General features: G+C 59.2%; 12 protein-coding genes and 7 pseudogenes. 13 read left to right on the forward strand and 6 right to left on the reverse strand.

Annotated elements, in window-relative coordinates:
- The first annotated feature begins 203 nt into the window (after positions 1–203).
- A complete protein-coding gene (locus tag CIT25_RS26865) occupies positions 204–746 on the forward strand; it encodes a transposase (RefSeq protein WP_245330004.1) in 543 nt (180 codons plus the stop codon).
- A gap of 13 nt (positions 747–759) precedes the next feature.
- Here CIT25_RS26865 and CIT25_RS26870 read toward each other — a convergent pair.
- Positions 760–1412, reverse strand: a pseudogene (locus CIT25_RS26870) (IS3 family transposase); the annotation flags it as partial.
- A gap of 817 nt (positions 1413–2229) precedes the next feature.
- Between CIT25_RS26870 and CIT25_RS38555 the strand changes: the two are divergent.
- Positions 2230–2319 (forward strand): annotated as a pseudogene (locus CIT25_RS38555) (transposase); the annotation flags it as partial.
- Between the two features lie 451 nt (positions 2320–2770).
- Here the strand turns inward: CIT25_RS38555 and CIT25_RS26880 are convergent.
- Positions 2771–3034, reverse strand: a pseudogene (locus CIT25_RS26880) (transposase); the annotation flags it as partial.
- Positions 3035–3099: 65 nt separating this feature from the next.
- On the opposite strand from CIT25_RS26880, the pseudogene CIT25_RS26885 reads away from it, so the two are divergent.
- Positions 3100–3997 (forward strand): annotated as a pseudogene (locus tag CIT25_RS26885) (IS256 family transposase); the annotation flags it as partial.
- Between the two features lie 338 nt (positions 3998–4335).
- On the opposite strand, the gene CIT25_RS36505 reads toward CIT25_RS26885, so the two are convergent.
- Positions 4336–4485, reverse strand: coding sequence for a hypothetical protein (locus CIT25_RS36505; protein WP_158302652.1), 150 nt, complete (start codon positions 4483–4485; stop codon positions 4336–4338).
- 522 nt (positions 4486–5007) lie between these two features.
- Between CIT25_RS36505 and CIT25_RS26890 the strand changes: the two genes are divergently transcribed.
- The 8 genes from CIT25_RS26890 (at position 5008) to CIT25_RS26925 (ending at position 13985) form a co-directional block, all read left to right on the forward strand.
- Entirely contained in the window at positions 5008–6141 is a 1134-nt protein-coding gene (locus CIT25_RS26890; protein WP_095488120.1) for a serine hydrolase domain-containing protein, read from the forward strand.
- A 542-nt stretch (positions 6142–6683) separates the two neighbouring features.
- The gene (locus tag CIT25_RS37725; RefSeq protein ID WP_245330005.1) at positions 6684–6785 is read left to right on the forward strand and encodes an ArdC-like ssDNA-binding domain-containing protein; all 102 of its coding nucleotides are present in this window, start codon (positions 6684–6686) and stop codon (positions 6783–6785) included.
- Positions 6786–7064: 279 nt separating this feature from the next.
- The gene (locus CIT25_RS26900; RefSeq protein ID WP_095488122.1) at positions 7065–8666 is read left to right on the forward strand and encodes an ABC transporter substrate-binding protein; all 1602 of its coding nucleotides are present in this window, start codon (positions 7065–7067) and stop codon (positions 8664–8666) included.
- Positions 8666–9607, forward strand: a complete 942-nt coding sequence (locus CIT25_RS26905) for an ABC transporter permease (protein ID WP_095488124.1) — start codon at positions 8666–8668, stop codon at positions 9605–9607. The genes CIT25_RS26900 and CIT25_RS26905 overlap by 1 nt, the downstream gene beginning before the upstream one ends.
- A gap of 1 nt (position 9608) precedes the next feature.
- Positions 9609–10490: an ABC transporter permease gene (locus tag CIT25_RS26910; protein ID WP_095488125.1), complete on the forward strand. Its 882-nt coding sequence runs from the start codon at positions 9609–9611 to the stop codon at positions 10488–10490.
- Between the two features lies 1 nt (position 10491).
- The gene (locus CIT25_RS26915) at positions 10492–11499 is read left to right on the forward strand and encodes an ABC transporter ATP-binding protein (RefSeq protein ID WP_095488127.1); all 1008 of its coding nucleotides are present in this window, start codon (positions 10492–10494) and stop codon (positions 11497–11499) included.
- A complete protein-coding gene (locus tag CIT25_RS26920; protein WP_095488129.1) occupies positions 11496–12524 on the forward strand; it encodes an ABC transporter ATP-binding protein in 1029 nt (342 codons plus the stop codon). The genes CIT25_RS26915 and CIT25_RS26920 overlap by 4 nt, the downstream gene beginning before the upstream one ends.
- A gap of 96 nt (positions 12525–12620) precedes the next feature.
- Complete coding sequence (locus tag CIT25_RS26925) at positions 12621–13985, forward strand: CapA family protein (protein WP_095488131.1); 1365 nt, start codon at positions 12621–12623, stop codon at positions 13983–13985.
- Positions 13986–14210: 225 nt separating this feature from the next.
- On the opposite strand, the pseudogene istB reads toward CIT25_RS26925, so the two are convergent.
- Together istB and CIT25_RS36510 are read right to left on the reverse strand one after the other, a co-directional pair.
- Positions 14211–14971, reverse strand: a pseudogene (gene istB / locus CIT25_RS26930) (IS21-like element helper ATPase IstB).
- Between the two features lie 15 nt (positions 14972–14986).
- A complete protein-coding gene (locus CIT25_RS36510) occupies positions 14987–15181 on the reverse strand; it encodes a hypothetical protein (RefSeq protein WP_158302653.1) in 195 nt (64 codons plus the stop codon).
- On the opposite strand from CIT25_RS36510, the pseudogene CIT25_RS37730 reads away from it, so the two are divergent.
- Positions 15104–15274 (forward strand): annotated as a pseudogene (locus CIT25_RS37730) (IS110 family transposase); the annotation flags it as partial. The gene CIT25_RS36510 and the pseudogene CIT25_RS37730 sit on opposite strands and share 78 nt — an antisense overlap.
- Before the next feature lie 417 nt (positions 15275–15691).
- Here CIT25_RS37730 and CIT25_RS26940 read toward each other — a convergent pair.
- Positions 15692–16924, reverse strand: a complete 1233-nt coding sequence (locus CIT25_RS26940; protein ID WP_167391095.1) for an ATP-grasp domain-containing protein — start codon at positions 16922–16924, stop codon at positions 15692–15694.
- Between the two features lie 534 nt (positions 16925–17458).
- Here CIT25_RS26940 and CIT25_RS26945 point away from each other — a divergent pair.
- A pseudogene (locus CIT25_RS26945) lies at positions 17459–17626 on the forward strand (IS3 family transposase); the annotation flags it as partial.
- Positions 17627–17763: the final 137 nt, after the last annotated feature.

Consider the following 17763-nt stretch of genomic DNA (forward strand, 5'->3'; position numbering starts at 1 on the left):
GATCAGCGGGCGCAAATGGCTGGCGAGGCAAATATTGCCTGCCGATGAGCGCGCCGCCATCGAGCGCCACCTCGGCTTGATCAACCAGGTCAACGAGGCGTTGACGGTGGTCGAGGCGGATATCGCGGTGCATGCCCTCCAGGACCCGACAATCCGCCGCCTAATGACGTTGCCCATCCTCGACGTCACCGTGGCTGGGAGCGTTGCCGCGGCCAATCGGAGACATTCGGCGCTTCGGCGATCCACAGAGGCTTGTCGCCTATCTTGGCCTCAATCCCAGCGTGCGGCAGTCCGGTGAGGGACCGGCCTATCATGGACGCATAACGAAGCAGGGCCGCGGCCATGCACGGGGAATGCTGGTCGAGGCGGCATGGGCGGCTGCCCGCTCACCGGGTCCTCTGCGCGCCTTCTACAAGCGGATCGCCTCGCGTCGCGGGAAGCATATCGCGGCCGTCGCCACCGCGCGCAAGCTTGCGAAGATCATCTGGCACATGCTGAGCAAAAATGCCGACTACATCTGGGCCCGGCCGGCCTTGCTCGCCCGCAAGTTCAGATCGGTCGAGCTGCGTGCCGGCCTCCCGACCAGCCATGCCAGGCGCGGCACCGCCTTCGACTACAACATCCCGGCCAAGCGCGCCGAAGAACGATCCCGAGTCGAAAAGGCAGAAGCTGCCTATGCAGCAGAGACTTCCCGATGGCGAACGAGGCCGGAAAGGCAGAAGGCTGTGGAAAAAGCCGCCGAATGAGAAGAAGGGGCTATTCTACAACATCCGTCTGCATCGGCTTGCCGGGCGCAATGTAATGCCATTCGACGCGGTTCTGATCTGCCCAGGCGAGGATGGCGTTCGAGGTGAACTCGCTGCCATTGTCGCTGACGATCATTCTCGGCCGGCCCCGCTCGGTGATGAGCCGGTCCAATTCGCGGGCAACCCGCATGCCCGAGAGAGACGTATCAACGATGAGTGCCAGGCACTCTCTCGTGCAGTCGTCGACGACGGCCAGGATGCGGAAGCGGCGCCCGTCGGTGAGCTGGTCCGATACGAAGTCGAGCGACCAGCGCTCGTCGGGCCTCAGCGGCACCAGCATCGGCGCCCTGGTCCCGATCGCCCGCTTGCGGCCGCCGCGGCGGCGAACGGCGAGCTTCTCCTCCCGATAGAGCCGGAACACTTCTTGTGGTTCACGACCAGGCCCTCCCGCCTCAGCATCACGAGAAGACGCCGGTAGCCGAACCGGCGACGCTCCTGCGCGATCGCCTTCATCCGCTCGCGAACCTCGCGGTCGTCCGGCCTGCTGGTCTCGTAGCGAACCGTCATGCGGCAACAGCCGATGGCTTTACACGCCCGCCGTTCGCTCATCCCGAAGCCTTCCTTCAGGCGAGCGACAGCTTTCCGCTTGGCCGCGGGCGTCACCATTAATGGGACGGTCCGCCCCGTCCTCCCGCAGCATCATTCGGGGCGGTCCCACCAAAGGAGGTTGCAATGTCCCCACGCAATGCGCCGCGCCTTGCGGCAGTCTATGGAGTCGATATCGGCAAGAACATCTTTCACGTCGTCGGCCTGGACAGCGGCGGCGAGCCCATCCAGCGAGCTCGCTTCCGACGCGACACGCTGCTGCAATTCTTTGAACGAGCAGCGCCAGCGGTCGTGGGGATGGAGTCGTGCGCAGGGTCACAATGGATCGCCAGGAGACTGCATGCTCTGGGGCACAAGGTTCGCCTAATCCCAGCGCAGTTTGCCACTCGGCCGACGATGCGGTTCGCAGCAATCAAGAGCGAGGAACAAGCTGACCTCCAGGCGCTGCATCGGGTACGCGACCAGATGATCGGCACGCGAACCCGTCTGATCAACCAGATGCGAGCGTTCTGCCTGGAATATGGAATCGCGTTGAGACAGGGAGCGGGCCTGTTCAAACTCGACCTGCCACTGGTTCTGGATGACGCGTCGAACGACCTCTCGTCGGCGATGCGCAAACTGCTCTCGGACCTGTTCGCCGACCTACGCCGGCTGGAGCGGCGCATCGACGACGTGACGAGGGAGATCGCTGGGATAGCAGATCGAGAAGATGTTGCCCGCCGGCTTATGACGATCCCCGGAATCGGAGCGCTGGGCGCCACCGCTAGCTTCGGCGATGGCCTCGGCATCGATAATGTCGCTCTTGTTCGACTTCACGTAGGGCTTCACGCTTCTTGCGGCCGTCGGCAATGCGCGCCAGTTCCAGAAGGCCCGCGATCTGGCCGCTTGGCTGGGCCTTGTCCCGCGGGAACACTCGACCGGGGGCAAGCAGAAGCTCCTCGGCATCAGCAAGCGCGGGAATCGCTACGTCCGCAAGCTCCTCGTTCATGGCGCGCGGTCCTGCTTCCGACACCTGGATCGAACCCGGGATCGCCTTGGAAGCTGGCTTGATGGGCTGCAGAGCCGGATGCACCCGAACAAGGCCGTTGTCGCACTGGCCGCCAAGATGGCGCGCATTGTCTGGGTTGTCCTGACCAAGCCGGGAGCGCTCTACGAACGCAGGGATCCCGCATTCGCCTGACGCTTCCGGCTCGATTGCAAGGCTCGGGAATAGCGATGACGAAACAGTGGATCAGCATGCCGTAAGTCCTGTGCAAAAAAGCGGGCTTCGTGCCCGAACCATTTATTGGGAACGGCGTGCGCGGATCTCATCATGGCCTGGCTGCAACAGCAGTCCACTTGCGAGAGGCCGGATACATTTATGCAACTGGAATCGTCATCGGCGATGTCGCGAACCCTTGCACGGACGGGGCGGACCATACATTCTTTCCCACAAGATCCTTCAACGCGGCATTGTCGAGCATGGCGTCGGCCAGAAGCCGCTTCAGCCGCGTGTTCTCGTCCTCCAGAGCCTTCAGTCGCCGAGCCTCGGAGACATCCATCCCGCCGAAGCGGGCCTTCCAGTTGTAGATCGAGGCGTCGCTGACCCCGTGCTTGCGGCACAGATGGGCAACCGATACCCCCGCCTCATGTTCCTTCAAAATTCCGATGATCTGCTCTTCAGAGAAGCGGCTGCGTTTCATGTCCTGGTCCTCTCGATGGGCCAGAACGAACTTCAAACCGGATTAGATCAGAGGGGCAAGGTCACGAGCGTTACCAGCGTTCCGAGCGGGCCTTGGTGGCCACGCTTGCGGAGAGTATGTGCAGGGCGTTTCGACCCGCAAGGTCAAGGCGATCACGGAAGAGCTGTGCGGTCATTCGTTCTCGGCCTCATCTATCTCGGCCATCAACAAACGCCTGGACGAGAGCCTGAAAGCGTTTGCCGAGCGCCCGCTTCAAGAGCCTTTTTGCCTACCTCATCCTCGATGCTCGCTACGAGAAGGTGCGCGAAGCCGGCATCGTCATGAGCCAGGCGGTGCTGATCGCGGTTGGCATCGACTGGGACGGCCGGCGTCAGATCAAGCCGCTCGGCCTGGAGGGACTTTCTCGTCGGCTTGAAGGCGCGCGGCCTCAAGGGCGTCGAGCTGGTCGTGTCTGACGATCATGCCGGCCTGGTCGCGGCGATCGGCGAGGTGATCCCGGAGGCGGTATGGCAGCGCTGCTACGTGCACTTCCTCAGGAATGCGCCCGATCACCTGCCGAGAAAGCATGGCGACGATTGCCTGCAGGAACTGCGCTGGCTCTACGACCGGCGCGATCTCGCCGAGGCCAAGGCCGATCTCGCCGCATGGCTTTCCAAATGGTCGGCCCGCTACCCACGACTGACGACGTGGGTGGAGGAGACCATCGAGTACACGCTGACCTTCTTTCGTCTGCCACGCCAGCACCACAAGCATCTCAAGAGCACCAACATGCTTGAACGGCTCAACGAGGAAATCCGGCGCCGCACTTATGTCGTGCGGATCTTTCCAAACTCACAGAGCTGCCTGCGCCTCGTCAGGCCGCTGGCCGTGGAAACCAACGAAAACTGGATGGAGGCCAACCGCTACATCAACATGGACGACCTGCGCGAGCACAAGAAGCTCGCTCTGCGCCAAGCCGCATGACCAGCACCATGGCCGCCCCTTTTTGCAGAACTTGACGCACACAACCGTAGGTTAGTTCGATGCACGAAGGAGGCGTGACCGAATCCCATCATAGAAGGCGGCCGAAAAGCTTATCGTCGGTATCCGGCCGCGACAGGCGAGAGCATCGGAGCCACTCGGGTCCGGACCTATCTGCTCCTGGTATCGATTCAGGCAACATGGGCACATGGGCGATCGCCGGGCGCCGAACGCGCAACCGCCGGAATATCAGCAGAAAGGAATTGGGTGGCATCGATGCGAAATTGATGGCTTGGCATCGCGCTGACGAGCACAGCCGGCGGGACTAATTAGGGACAGTCTCAAGGTTTTGGATTGCGGTCCGGGGATCCCTGGCGCAATCGCGTTAGGCCGGTTTCGTATTCATCCGTCGAGAGATAGTCGAGCGCGGTATGCAGGCGCTGCCTGTTGTAGACCCGCTCGATGAATTTGGACGATGCTCTTCTTAGCATCGATCATATCCACGACAGCTTCGGCCATCAACTTCTTCGTCCTTCAGCGTACGCAGCCTTGGGATTATCATGCAGCCTTTGGATTATCATAAGGGTTGCCATTCCGGCTCATGCTCGGCTGGATGCGATGCGCCGCAATCTCGGCAGCCACAAGGAGGACACCATGAACGAGCCAGGTAATACGGGATGCTGCTAAGGGCAACGGAATTGCTGCCCTCCGGAAGCAGTTTCATCTGAGAACCAGATGGCCGCAATACAAAGACTGAATTTGACGTAAACCCCGCGGCAATTGAAAATCAACTGACTAATTAAGAGCCGAATTGCAGACGGGAGGATGAGCGTTCTTGGTAAAACGCTGGCACTTAATGTAGGCGAACTCGGTCGGGCGCTATCTTTTGTTGCCGCCCTGCTTCGTCGTGGTCCTCGGGCGGGGCTGTCGCCCGCGGCGGCGATTTTGAAGCCTCGATTTCCAGTGAGGCGTCCTTCTAGAACTTGGCGATTTGCGTGAAGGGGGTAGGATCTATGCGATCATCTATTGATGCGATCATCGAGGGCAAGCTCAAGGAATTTTCGATTCCAGGCTCAGCAGTTGGGATCGTGCAAGATGGCAGGCTTGTTTGGGCGAAGGGTTATGGATGGGCAGATGTGACACGCAACGTTCCGATGACGCCCAAAACCATCATGAATATCGGCTCCGTCTCCAAGACAATTACTGCAACAGCCGTGATGCAGCTTTGGGAACAAGGGTTAATTGACCTGGATGCGGATGTCAGTAGGTATCTTCCCTATCAGGTCGTCAATCCGAAACACCCATCGCTGGCCATCACAGCACGGCGGCTCTTGAATCATCGCTCGTCAATCCGAGACGGGAAGTCTTACTCGGACAGCTACGCCTGCGGCGATCCGACGGTTGCTCTTGGGGACTGGCTCAAGGCATACCTAACGCCAGGAGGGGTCTATTTTGACGCCAACGACAATTTCCACGGGTGGGCGCCCGGCAAACTCGATCCGGATCACCCCGGCGGGTATTGCAATGTTGCTTATGGCCTGCTCGGCCACCTTGTCGAGTGCGTAGCTGGCGCGCACTTCACCGAATATTGCGCCGACCACATCTTCACCCCCTTGGGCATGAACAGCACTGGCTGGTATGTGCGCGATATTAACATTAACCGGCATGCAGTTCTCTATAGCAGGGGCACCAAAGAAAAGTGGGAGGGGGGCGGGCAGGCCTTTTCCTCCCGATTTGCAGTTCCTAGCTTGACAATTGATGAGCTTACGCCGGGGAGCCGGATGCAGCTTTGCCTCTACAGTTACCCCACCTATATGGAGGGACTAGCGCGGACGAGCATTGAGGAACTGTCGCTCTTTCTCGCCACCTATGGAAACCGAGGCGGAAATCAGTTGCTGAAAGATTCAACCATCAACCTGATGCTCTCTCAAGTCCACGATGGTCGCCCCCTCTGCTGGCACAAATTCATCCTTGAAAATGGTGATGTTATTTGGGGGCACGCTGGCAGCGATCCTGGTGTCAGGACTTTTATGGGCTTGCGTGAAAAGGACGGGACTGGCGCAATCCTCTATTTCAATGGGGACGACATTGGTGACAGCAGAGAGGTCCTTATCGAAAGCCTTTTCTGCAATGCCAGCACCCTTTGACGTCGTTTCCGCGTGACCGTTGGGACGCGCGTTATTCACGAAATGCTATCAGGAACGAGGTGCTGGTTCAATCGGGTATGCTGGTGCTCCGGCTCGACGGCGCGCACCAGGCGCTCGTGAACTAAGCCCGCTTTTCTTCGACAGGCTCGGCGGTCTCGCCATACGCTTCGCCCCTCGGAGCAGGCAGGCCACTGGGCTGTGACAGGCCGCTGCCCTTGCTGGCAGCAGGCTTTGTCGGTGGCCCTTCCAGGTGGCGCGGTGTGGGCGGCACTTTCCTTCTAGGCCCGCCGCGGCGGATGCCGGCCGCCTCTGACAGCGGGCCTTTGCCTTCCGATCCACCCCGCTTCCCGGGGAAGGACCCGCGAAGCGGAGGCGAGTGTCATGCGCGAGAACGGCAAACTGTGCCCGTGCCGAGGCTGATGGAAAGACGGGTGGGCCACCAAAGGCGAGCGTTTATTCCGAAATTACCGTTCGCATCATCGCCGATCTGGGGGCTGCGTGCCATGCGTTAAGCTTGGGGCAGGGCGAAGGCGGCCTTCGAACTGCCGAAGAACGCCGCCACCAGCCGCACCTATTCCGGCATCAACATCCTGATCCTGTGGGGCGCGGTGATCGAGCGCGGTTACCCGGCTAGAACTGGCTGATCTTTCGGTAGGCGCTCCTTTGGCGGCAATGTCAGGACGGGCGAGCACGGTGGTCTTCAACAGAGGAAAGGCCCAGGATACTTCGTATCAACAATCCAGATCGCTCTGAGTTATCGCAAAACCAGATGGCAACGATACCCAAACTGAATTTGACGTAGGCCGCGGCGCGACGGAGCATAGATCGCGCGACGGAGCATAGATTGCATGAATGCTCCTCTTGGCAAGTATCTGACCGATAGGCGTGATAAACGGCGCTATGGCAAAAAGGGGAAATGAACCATGATCTCTCGACGTGAAATGATCAAGGCGGGTTTGGCCGCCGGAGCGGCTATGTCGATCCCCTCAGTCCTGAGGGCACAAACAGCACCAACCGACGCGCGGACGGTCCGCATGGTGATGGGCGACCTCAGCACGTTCGATCCGATCGTTACGACGGCTACCATGACCGGCAATCATGGCTTGGCGATTTACGACATGCTGTTTTCGCTTGATTCCAAATTGATTCCACAACCGCAAATGGTGGGGAAGTGGGCCGTTTCCGATGACAAGAAAGCTTATACGTTCGAGCTGCGGGATGGTCTGGGCTGGCATGATGGCACCCCCGTCACCGCGACGGACTGTGTCGCCTCGATCCGTCGCTGGGGCCAGGTGCCTTCTGGCGGAAAGCTGATCATGGAACGAGCCAGCGATATCTCGGCGCAGGACGATAAAACATTCATAATCTCACTCAAGGAGCCGATGGGGCTTCTTATCGAAATCCTAGCGGGAGCGGTCACGCCGGTCTTGTACATCATGCGCGAAAAGGACGCGAGTCTCGCTGCCACAGAGCAGGTGACCGCGAACATCGGATCTGGTCCGTTCAAGTTTAACCATGCTCTTGCTAAGCCGGGCGCCAGCTTCACCTACGACCGCAATGAAAAGTATGTACCCCGCCACGAGCCGACAGACGGGTTCGCGGGCGGGAAGGTCGTCAACGTCGATCGCGTTATCTGGGAAAATATCACTGATCAGCAGACTGCCTTTGCGGCCTTGCAGGCGGGCGAGGTCGATTTTCACTTATTGCCACCCGCCGATCTTTACCCAGCGATTGAGAGCGATACTAACCTTGCACTGCAGGTTCTTAACAAGGCGGGCGATGTATATTTCATGCGCATGAACTGCCTGCAGAAGCCGTTCGACAACGTCAAGGCACGCCAAGCAATGCTTCACCTGATCGATCAGGAGGCATTTATGCGTACTTCGTTTCCCGCAGAATACACCCGCACCATCACTTCGTTTTTCGGAAACCAAACGCCCTATACCAACGACGAAAATACGGGGTGGTACAAGAAGGGCGGTGATCAGGAAAAAGCCAAGCAGCTCGTCAAGGAGGCGGGATATGCGGGCGAGAAAGTCGTTATCCTGCAGCGCACGGACTGGGCGGAGGCCGGCAATTGTGCGCAGCTCTTGGCGGTCACTCTGCGCAAGATTGGGGTCAATGCCGAGCTTGCGCCGGGCGATTCGGCCTTAAATGGCGCCCGCCTAAGGAACAAGGGCTCCGTTGAGAACGACGGCTGGAGCATTTTCATCACGTCCGAGTCCGATTATGAGCGCAGCACTACGCTCAGTAATCCCACTCTGACCGCGAATGGCGAGCAGGGTTGGTGGGGCTGGCCGCAGAGCGATGAGTATGAGGCTCTTCGGGCCAAATGGGCGAATGTCGAAACACTCGAAGAGCGCCAGGCACTGGCGCGCGAGATGCAACGTATACAGTGGGACATCGCGGGCACCGTTCTACTGGGATCAGTTCTCTCGCCAATCGCGCGCCGCAAGACGCTCACTGGTCTGATCGAAATGCCGTCGCTCACAGCGATGTGGAACATGCAGAAGGTTCCCGCCTAGTGGCTGCCTACATCCTACGCAGATTCGTTTCGACCATCGCCGTCATGGCGATGGTCGGGATCTTCATATTCCTGCTTCTCAGGCTGGCTCCCGGCGACCCGGCGGCCATGATCGCCGGCAGAAATGCCGCTCCGCAGTTGATCGCCAGTATCCGAGAACAGCTGGGCCTGAACGACCCCATCCCGGTTCAGTTCATGCGTTGGGTGCGCGACATTCTCGGCGGCGATTTCGGCACCTCGATCTTTGCCGGACGACCGGTTCTGGAACTGATCTCGCAACGGCTTGAGCCGACCCTTTCCCTAGCGATCCTGACGATGATCCTTTCGGTGACGGTCGGGGTCTCTTTCGGCATTCTTGCCGCGTGGCGAACTGGCGGGCTCGTCGACCGCCTCCTCGCGGCCTTTTCGGCAGTTGGTTATTCCGTCCCGGTCTTTGTCATCGGCTATTTTCTCATATACTTCTTCGCCATCAGGACACACTGGCTACCGGTCCAGGGATACGTCCCTTTCAACCAGGGCCTCGGGCCTTGGTTTGTGCACCTGATCCTTCCCACCGTGGCTTTAGGGCTTGGGTACATTGCATTCGTCGCCCGGGTTACGAGGGCGAGCATGCTTGAGGTCCTGTCGGAAGACTATATGCGAACGGCCGCTGCCAAGGGCGCTTCGTCCTATGCCATGCTTTTCCAGCATGCCTTGAAGAATGCCGGCGTCCCCATCCTGACCGTCATAGGCATAAGCTTCGCCTATTTGATCGGCGGAGTCGTCCTCACGGAAACGGTGTTCAACTTACCCGGTATCGGTCGCCTGGTCGTGAATGCGATCAACAACCGCGACTATCCGATCATTCAGAGCGTGCTCATCCTGACTTCGGGTCTGTACGTCCTTATCAATCTCGCGGTCGATCTGGCGTACACCTTGATCGATCCACGTATCCGGTACTGATATGACGATTTTATCCGCACCAGTTGAATACCTTCCTACGGGTCGCCTGCGCATATCCGACCTTCCTCGTCTGGCACGGCGTCATCCGCTGATCATTGCAGGAGGCGGGCTGATGGGGCTTCTGATCATCTTGGCCCTCGCCGCTCCGCTTTACGCTGGCGATCCAGTTAACATCGATCCATTCAAACGCCTCCAGCCGTCTTCCGCCGAAATGTGGTTCGGTAGCGACAATCTGGGTCGGGATGTGTTTGCGCGAACCATCTTCGGTGCCCGCATCTCCCTAGTGGTAGGAATGCTGTCCGCAGCGAGCGCGGCTCTTGCCGGGCTGCTGATCGGTGTCATCGCCGGCTATAGCCGCAGCTTCGATAACGTCGTCATGCGGGTCATGGATGGTCTCATGTCGATACCCACGATTCTGCTGGCCATTGCCCTCATTTCTCTGACAGGACCCGGAATCGGCATCCTCATCGTTGCGATCGCGATCCCGGAGACGCCAGCCGTCGCGCGGCTGGTTCGTTCGGTGGTTCTGGGGGTTCGCGAGCGTCCCTATGTGGAGGCGGCGCTCTGCGGCGGGGCGAGCCTGCCCAAGGTGCTGTGGCGGCATATCCTACCGAGTACCATTCCTGCGCTGATGGTCCAGGGCGCTACTGTCTGCGCCAGCGCAATCCTGACGGAGGCGGGGCTGAGCTTCCTCGGCGTGGGCGTGCCGCCCGAGATCCCTAGTTGGGGTAACATGATCGCCAGTTCGCGCCTGTATCTTGCCATTGCGCCAATGACGATCTTCGCGCCCGGTATCTGCCTTGCCATCACGGTCCTTGCCGTCAACCTACTGGGCGATGGTCTGCGAGACGTTTTCGACCCCCGCGCAAAGAGGAGACGCTGACATGCAGATGCATCAAACTGCACGAAACGACGTGCTTCTCGAACTTCGAGACCTTGAGACGCGCTTTTACGGCGAAGAAAGCGTCACCCGCGCCTTGGACGGCATCAGCTTCCAGGTGATGAAAGGCGAGACGCTTGGGGTCGTCGGTGAATCGGGATGCGGGAAGAGCGTCACCGCTCTATCAATCCTTCGGCTGCTGCCGAAGGTGAGCGCCAGAATTGTCGGCGGCGAGGTCCGCTTTCATGGATGCAACCTTCTTGAGCTGTCGGATCGGGAGATGCGAAAAATCCGTGGCGACCAGATCGCCATGATTTTCCAGGAGCCGATGACGAGCTTGAACCCGGTCTATACGATCGGCCACCAGATCGCCGAGGCGGTGCAGATCCATACGAAAGCGTCCCGCTCGGTGGCCAAGGCAAAGGCCGAAGAGATGCTCCGTCTCGTCCGCATCGCGGACCCGGAACGGCGCGTCAGCAATTATCCGCATGAAATGTCGGGCGGCATGCGCCAGCGCGCAATGATCGCCATGGCACTTGCCTGCTCGCCGGAACTGTTGATCGCCGACGAGCCAACGACTGCGCTTGACGTCACGATCCAAGCACAGATTCTCCGGCTCATCGTCGATCTAAAAGAGCGCACGGGAACGGCCGTCATGTTCATCACGCATGACCTGGGCGTCGTAGCCGAGACGTGTCAACGTGTCATTGTCATGTATGCCGGCCGGATCGTGGAGCAAGCGACCATAAATGATCTGTTTGCGAGTCCCGCGCATCCCTACACCCAGGGCCTCATGCGATCGATGCCTGATCCGCGGCGCGGCCGACAGCGCCGCCTTCCAGAAATTCCGGGGATCGTGCCAAGTCTGCGCGACCCCATTGTGGGCTGCAGCTTTGCGCCACGCTGTCCGTTCGCGATCGATATTTGCCGCGAGAAAACACCCGTCTTACGTGATGTTAGGGCGGGCCACACCGCGGCTTGCTGGCGCGCCGAAGAGGTGATGGGCGCATGAATGGTCCTTTGCTGAAAGTCGAGAACCTGACCAAGCATTATCCGTTTGGCTCGGGCCTCTTTAAGAAAGCCATTCCGGTGATCCGGGCAGTGGAGGATGTATCCTTCACTGTCGACGCCGGCGAGACGCTCTGCATCGTCGGTGAATCCGGCTGCGGCAAGTCCACCGTGGCGCGGCTCCTGATGCGGCTCATCGAGCCGACTGCTGGCCGCGTGCTGATCGACGGAACCGACATTGCAGGTCTCAAGAAGGACGCGCTTCACGCGTGGCGCCGTCGGATGCAGATGGTCTTTCAGGATCCTTACTCGTCGTTGAACCCACGCCTTACCGCCGGACAGATCATCACGGAGCCTGTCGAGAACTATGAGAGTCTCAGCCGGAAGCAGCGTCAGGCACTTGCCGCGGATCTTCTCCGAAAGGTCGGAATGTCGCCTGAGATGATCCACAGACTCCCCTCCGAATTGTCAGGCGGTCAGCGCCAGCGGCTCGGTATAGCGCGGGCGCTGGCCCTGCAGCCCTCGCTCATCATCGCGGACGAAGCGGTGTCAGCCCTTGACGTCTCCGTTCAGGCGCAGATTCTGAATCTGCTTCTGGATCTCCAGCAGCAGATGGGCATCGCCTTTGTCTTTATCTCGCATGATCTCGGTGTCGTGGAGCATATCGCGCATCGTGTTGCGGTCATGTATCTTGGGCGGATAGTGGAGCTCGCCCCAAGTCAGGCGCTCTTCGCCAAACCGGTGCATCCCTACACAGAGGCGCTGATCGCGGCAGCTCCGGTGCCGGATCCGACGCGCGTTCGCCTGGAGGCACCAGTTGAAGGCGAGGTGCCAAGTCCCATTAATCCGCCGAGCGGATGCGCCTTCCACCCGCGCTGCCCACTCGCGGTTGAGCGGTGCCGCGTCGAAGCGCCGCCTCTAGTGCCAATGGCCGACGGGCGCGTCGTGGCCTGTCATGTGCGCGCTCCGGCCACGGTAATTCCGCCCAAGCCGCCGGTGGCGGCCAATGTTTCTTTCATTGGGACATAGCTGGAGCATTTCACCCGATCGAAGCGCACGAATGCGCTACTCAGTAATAGACGAAGTGATACAAATTTCCGCCAAAGTATAGATGAAAGAAAGTCAATGGAAAACGAGGATAGAGATAGTCCTGCCAGGCGAGATGCTGGCTTTGATGTGGTCGGTTCAATTGCAACGAACGTGGCGGACGGTTTCAAGATAGTAGCAGTTGGCGACCTCATCGTGTCGCGTGCGGTGACCAAATTTCTGTATTCTGGCTTCGGTGCCGTCGCCCAAATTCTTCATGATGCTGATGTCACGTTTGGCAACCTTGAGGTCAACATCGTCGATATCCGATCGTTCAGTGGATACCCGCAGGCTGAATACGGCGGTGCGTATCACCTCAGCCTGCCAGAGGTCGGTCCTGATTTGAAGGCGATGGGGTTCAACATGGTAGGTCGCGCTAACAACCATTCGCTTGACTGGGGCGTTGAGGGCATGCGCGAAACGAGCCGGGTGCTCGATCAGAGTGGGATCATCCATGCTGGCGTGGGCGAAAATCGTGCACAAGCCGGCGCCGCTCGGTTCTTAGAGACCGGACGCGGTCGCGTGGCGTTGGTTTCCTGTGCTACAACCTTCATGCCTATGGCTCGTGCTGGCGATCCCGCGGGCGAAGCGCCCGGCAGACCAGGTCTCAACGCCCTTCGTTTGGCGAAAACCATCGTGGTTCCTCCCGAGATGCTCGAGAGTTTGAGACAGATACGTGCTATCTTGCCCTGCCACTGGCCTGGTGGTGAAGATCCCAACGTGGTCGCAATCGAGGGAACGACATTCAAAGCGGGCGACACGGCCGGAGTCAGCTATCAACCAAACCAGCATGATATCGCCGACATTCTACGAAACATTCGACGGGGCAAGCAGTTCTCCGACTTCTGCATTTTAACGAACCACGGGCACGAGCCTGATAATTGTCGCCAGGTAGTCCCTGATTACGAACCATCGTTTGCGCATCTCATGATCGATGCCGGGGCCGATGCATATATCGGGCATGGATCGCACCAGTTACGGGGCATAGAGATCTACAAGGGCCGACCGATCTTTTATGGCCTTGGTAACTTCTTCGAGGACGACCTCGGGACCCCGTCCGGCGCCGACATGTTCGACGAATATGCTAAGGACCCACGGGTCGACACGGATGCCGAGGTGAAAGTCGCCGAGATGGCGGGAACATTCACACACCCGCTCTTCTATGAAAGCGTTGTCACCGTCAGCCGATTCGAGCTGAACCAGCTTGCCGAATTGCGGCTATATCCGATCGAACTCGGTCACTCGAAGAGGTTTGCAAACCGCGGAGTTCCAACTCTCGCACTCACGCAGCAAGCAACAGCCATTCTCGAGCGTCTACAGGCACTCTCGAAGCCATATGGAACCGAGATCGCCATCGAGAACGACGTCGGTGTGATCAGATTGCGGCCCAACTCGCTGCGATGATGACGATGATGCATTGAACCTTAGTAGCCCGAGCAACAGGCCGTCCGACGTCCAACACAGCCGGTGACAGGAAAAAATGCGCGCAACCGAAATCCCGATCAAGGGCTATCTCGACCTCTTCTTCCATCGTGAGATCGCTTCCGGGGAAACATGCGCATTTCGCTGATTGTGAGCAGGGATTTCACGCGATCATGAGCGGCCGCTTCGACCGACCTGGTCATTGATTCACGTGTTTGAAGCTGCGTCAAGAGCATGGGCGCGAGCGTTGTGTTTTCGCATGCTTTCACCGGTGAGTTGGAGGCGGTGAGCGTTGTGAATGAGGCGATCCAGAATCGCGTCACCGAGGGTGGGATCACCGATGACGTCGTGCCAGTGTTGCACGGGGATTTGGCTGGTGACGATGTTGGAGGCGCGGCCATGGCGATCGTCGAGGATCTCCAGCAGGTCGCGGCGCTCGGCCGCATTGAGAACCGACAGGCCCCAGTCGTCGAGAATGAGGAGTTGAACGCGCCCGAGCGTCTTGAGCAGGCGGCCATAGTGCCCGTCGCCCCGCGCCAGCGCGAGCGCCTCGAAGAGACGCGGGCCGCGATGATAGAGGACCGACCGGTTGTCGCGGCAGGCTTTGTGGCCAAGGGCGCAGGCGAGCCAACTCTTGCCCAGGCCGGTTGCGCCTGTAACCAGCAAATTCTCATGGCGGTCGATCCAGTCGCCGCCGACGAGCCTGGCGAAGACGGCGCGGTCGATGCCGCGCAGGCGTGCGCAAATCGACATCTTCTACGCAGGCGCTCTGGCGCAGCGCGGCGAATTTGAGACGCGGCGTGAGCCGTTTGGTGTCGCGCTCGGCCGCTTCGCGATCGACGAAGCCCGATGCGCTCCTCGAACGACTAGGCATCGAGATCCTGTGATCGTCGCTGCTCCTCGAAGGCCTTGGCCATTCCGGTCAAGCCGAGTGCGATCAGCCGTTCATGGGTGGGATGGGCGAGCATTGAGAACTCCAGGGTTCAGTGGAAATAGCGCTGACCGCGGATGTTGCCGTGGCGCAGGGGTTGGTGGTCGGGCGTCTCGTCGAGGAAAGCGCGATCAAGGCCGTTCTTGAGGATCGAACGGATCGAGGCGGGCTGGGACGCGTCTCCAAGATGGGTAACCGATATTTGCGCAAGCTGCTTGTAGTCGGCGCTCATGCCGTTCTGTTCCATCGCAAGCGTTCCAGCGATACGTTGAGAAACTGGGCAGATCGCCTGCTGGAGACCAAGCCCTTCAAGCTTGTCGCCGTGGCGACTGCCAACTAGCTCGCCCGTATCGTTTTTGCACTCATGCGCGACGCAACACACTATGCCGCCCCGCGGGCCTAACAACAGTATCGGGAAAGGCCACGAACCGGAATCGAGGGGGGTGACAATGACGTGATGGGAACGTGGACAGATCCTGAAAGCCTGCAGCATAGTCGGAGCTTCGATCTCGTTCTCTTGATCAGGCCAAAGGATCAGCGGATACCATTAGGGCCAGCGGTCACAAGACCGCAGCAACAGGCCGGAGACATGACCGCGCCCGCGACCATCCCATCGCTGAAACAATCCCTTGATCAGCGGGCGCCGTCCGCTCGAGGACTGCCTCGGTCGTCCTGACGCTCCCATGAAGAACCTGACCCATAACGCATCCTTTGATTCGAAGGACAAGCATGCCCCTCAAAGCCTGGGATCAAACATCTATTCGCGAAGCCCCGGAAATGGTGTGATCGACCAACTGATTAAGTCGACGGCACGCTGAAGGATCGCCTTGCTCTGAGCGAGGCTGGGTGAAACGACGGTAACGTATCCCATAGAGTCTCCGCCGTCGCCTTTCCTGACTATCGGCCTCTTGGATTCAATATAAAATTTGACATCGACGACACCTGGTACAGCCGCCGCCCGACGGTCGCCACCGTTCCAATCGAGGATGCCATCGCGATCAGGGACTAAGTTCCGTTGGGCCACCGATTGCGAATGCTGTTTGCGCAAATCCCATTCCTCGCCGACGACAATCTTGATGTGTTCGGTGACGAGATCGACACCGTAAGCCAATCGGATCAGTTCAGGTTCCCCAACGCCAAGACGCGGATTGACTTCGATGACCACTGGGCCAAGCTTTGTCCACCGGAATTCGATATTCGATGGCCCCCAGCCAAGGCCGAGAGCTCGCAAACAGCTCAGCGAAACATCTGCGATACCTTGATGCTCCTCGTCAGTCAGCGGGGCCGGACTAGCGCACTCATGAACGACGAAATACGGTGGCGGGCCGAACTCGTAGGCGGTAATTCCAATGAGCTCATTTCCCATTAAATTGGCGACATAAAGGGGGCCTTCTGCGAATTCTTCGACCAGTATCCTCGGCGAAGAGCGCCACACATGCTTCCCACTTAACAGATAGGTCGTATGTTCGGTCAACTCATCGACGTTGCGGCACAGTCGGACACCGATGCTGCCGCAGCCCATGGCTGGCTTAACCACCACAGGCAGGCCGATCTCTGCGGCAGAGCTTTCTACCTCCGTCGCATTCGCTGCTAAACGATAAACAGGCATTGGAATGCCGGCCTCTGCGAGCAGCTGACGTTGAGTGAATTTGTCGCAGCACCGTTCAACGGATGTGGAGTTCGGTCCCGGTAGACCGAAATGCCTGCAGAGTTTGCCAACTGTTGCAGGGATCGACTCGTCGAGGTCCGCAAACCCGATAATGCCGGCAATGTCATAGGTCGCACGCAGCCGGGAACATTCGTGGATCAGCGCATCGAGATTGCCTGTATCGATACGGCTAGCCTCGATCCCTTTTGCCGCAAGATAGTCGTATTGGGTTGGATCCGCCGCCAGGGTGATTGGATGAAGACCAAGACGCTGGGCCGCTTGGATGTGTGGCGGACCATTACCTCTTGACCCACCAACCATAATGAGCGCTCTTTTTGCCATAGGCTTAACTCCGACATTGCGTGCTATGTGGCGGTTCGAGCCTAAATCGGTGTTGGTTTCTTCATCCGTGCCTGACTCCGACCTTGCCGTGAGCGTATCATCGTCAGCGATTTGCGGCCGCAAAGATCCTGTGAATTTATTTGAAGGATCTGTTGCAACGGTTGGAGTTGCACGTGAAGAAAGTCGGCGACCTGCTTATCAGGCCGTAAAGCGGAGAAACACTCGGGGATGGGAGGGATTTGGATTGGAGGCTTACCTCGCCTATCGTTTCTTGCGTCGTTTCTGAGAGCCAGCCGCCGCATGGTCAATCAGTGCGATAACGTCTTGATCGACTGGCGTTCCTTCCGTCAGTCGCATTCGAGCGCCGTTATCTTTGCGAATGCCTCGGAACGTTGCTCAGATAGATGGTTACGATTGAGGGCCGCCAAGCCGTGACATGCTGCCTTATGTAAGGTTCATGAGTTAGCTCTGTTCACGCTGCTCTGATACCATTCTCTGGACCGCCGTAAAACCGCTCCTGGGTTGGGCGGAGCCATGACAAGTAAGGCGACCAACAAGTTCTCTCCGGAGGTCAGGACCCGTGCGGTGCGGCTGATTCTGGATCACGAAGGCGAGCATGCCTCGCGCTGTGCGGCGGTCTCGTCGATCGCCGCCAAGATCATCCGCACGGCGCAGACGCTGCATGAATGGGTGAAGAAGGCGGGCGCGACGCGGCGAGGTCGTCGGCGTACAACTGATGCCAGCGGCCACAGCATGTCGCTGCGCTCGCGAGCGTTCAACGCCGCCATCCGGCTTCTGCGACGCGTCTTCTCTACGCTCATGTCTGGAAGATCTGCCAG

Origin of the sequence: Mesorhizobium mediterraneum (assembly GCF_002284565.1) — a bacterium.
Taxonomy (GTDB): domain Bacteria; phylum Pseudomonadota; class Alphaproteobacteria; order Rhizobiales; family Rhizobiaceae; genus Mesorhizobium; species Mesorhizobium mediterraneum.

Coding starts and splice junctions, on each gene's coding strand:
- CIT25_RS36505 (WP_158302652.1), bottom strand. CDS start 4,485: ATGCTAAGAAGAGCATCGTCCAAATTCATCGAGCGGGTCTACAACAGG.
- CIT25_RS26890 (WP_095488120.1), top strand. CDS start 5,008: ATGCGATCATCTATTGATGCGATCATCGAGGGCAAGCTCAAGGAATTT.
- CIT25_RS26900 (WP_095488122.1), top strand. CDS start 7,065: ATGATCTCTCGACGTGAAATGATCAAGGCGGGTTTGGCCGCCGGAGCG.
- CIT25_RS26910 (WP_095488125.1), top strand. CDS start 9,609: ATGACGATTTTATCCGCACCAGTTGAATACCTTCCTACGGGTCGCCTG.
- CIT25_RS26915 (WP_095488127.1), top strand. CDS start 10,492: ATGCAGATGCATCAAACTGCACGAAACGACGTGCTTCTCGAACTTCGA.
- CIT25_RS26920 (WP_095488129.1), top strand. CDS start 11,496: ATGAATGGTCCTTTGCTGAAAGTCGAGAACCTGACCAAGCATTATCCG.
- CIT25_RS26925 (WP_095488131.1), top strand. CDS start 12,621: ATGGAAAACGAGGATAGAGATAGTCCTGCCAGGCGAGATGCTGGCTTT.
- CIT25_RS36510 (WP_158302653.1), bottom strand. CDS start 15,181: ATGGAACAGAACGGCATGAGCGCCGACTACAAGCAGCTTGCGCAAATA.
- CIT25_RS26940 (WP_167391095.1), bottom strand. CDS start 16,924: ATGGCAAAAAGAGCGCTCATTATGGTTGGTGGGTCAAGAGGTAATGGT.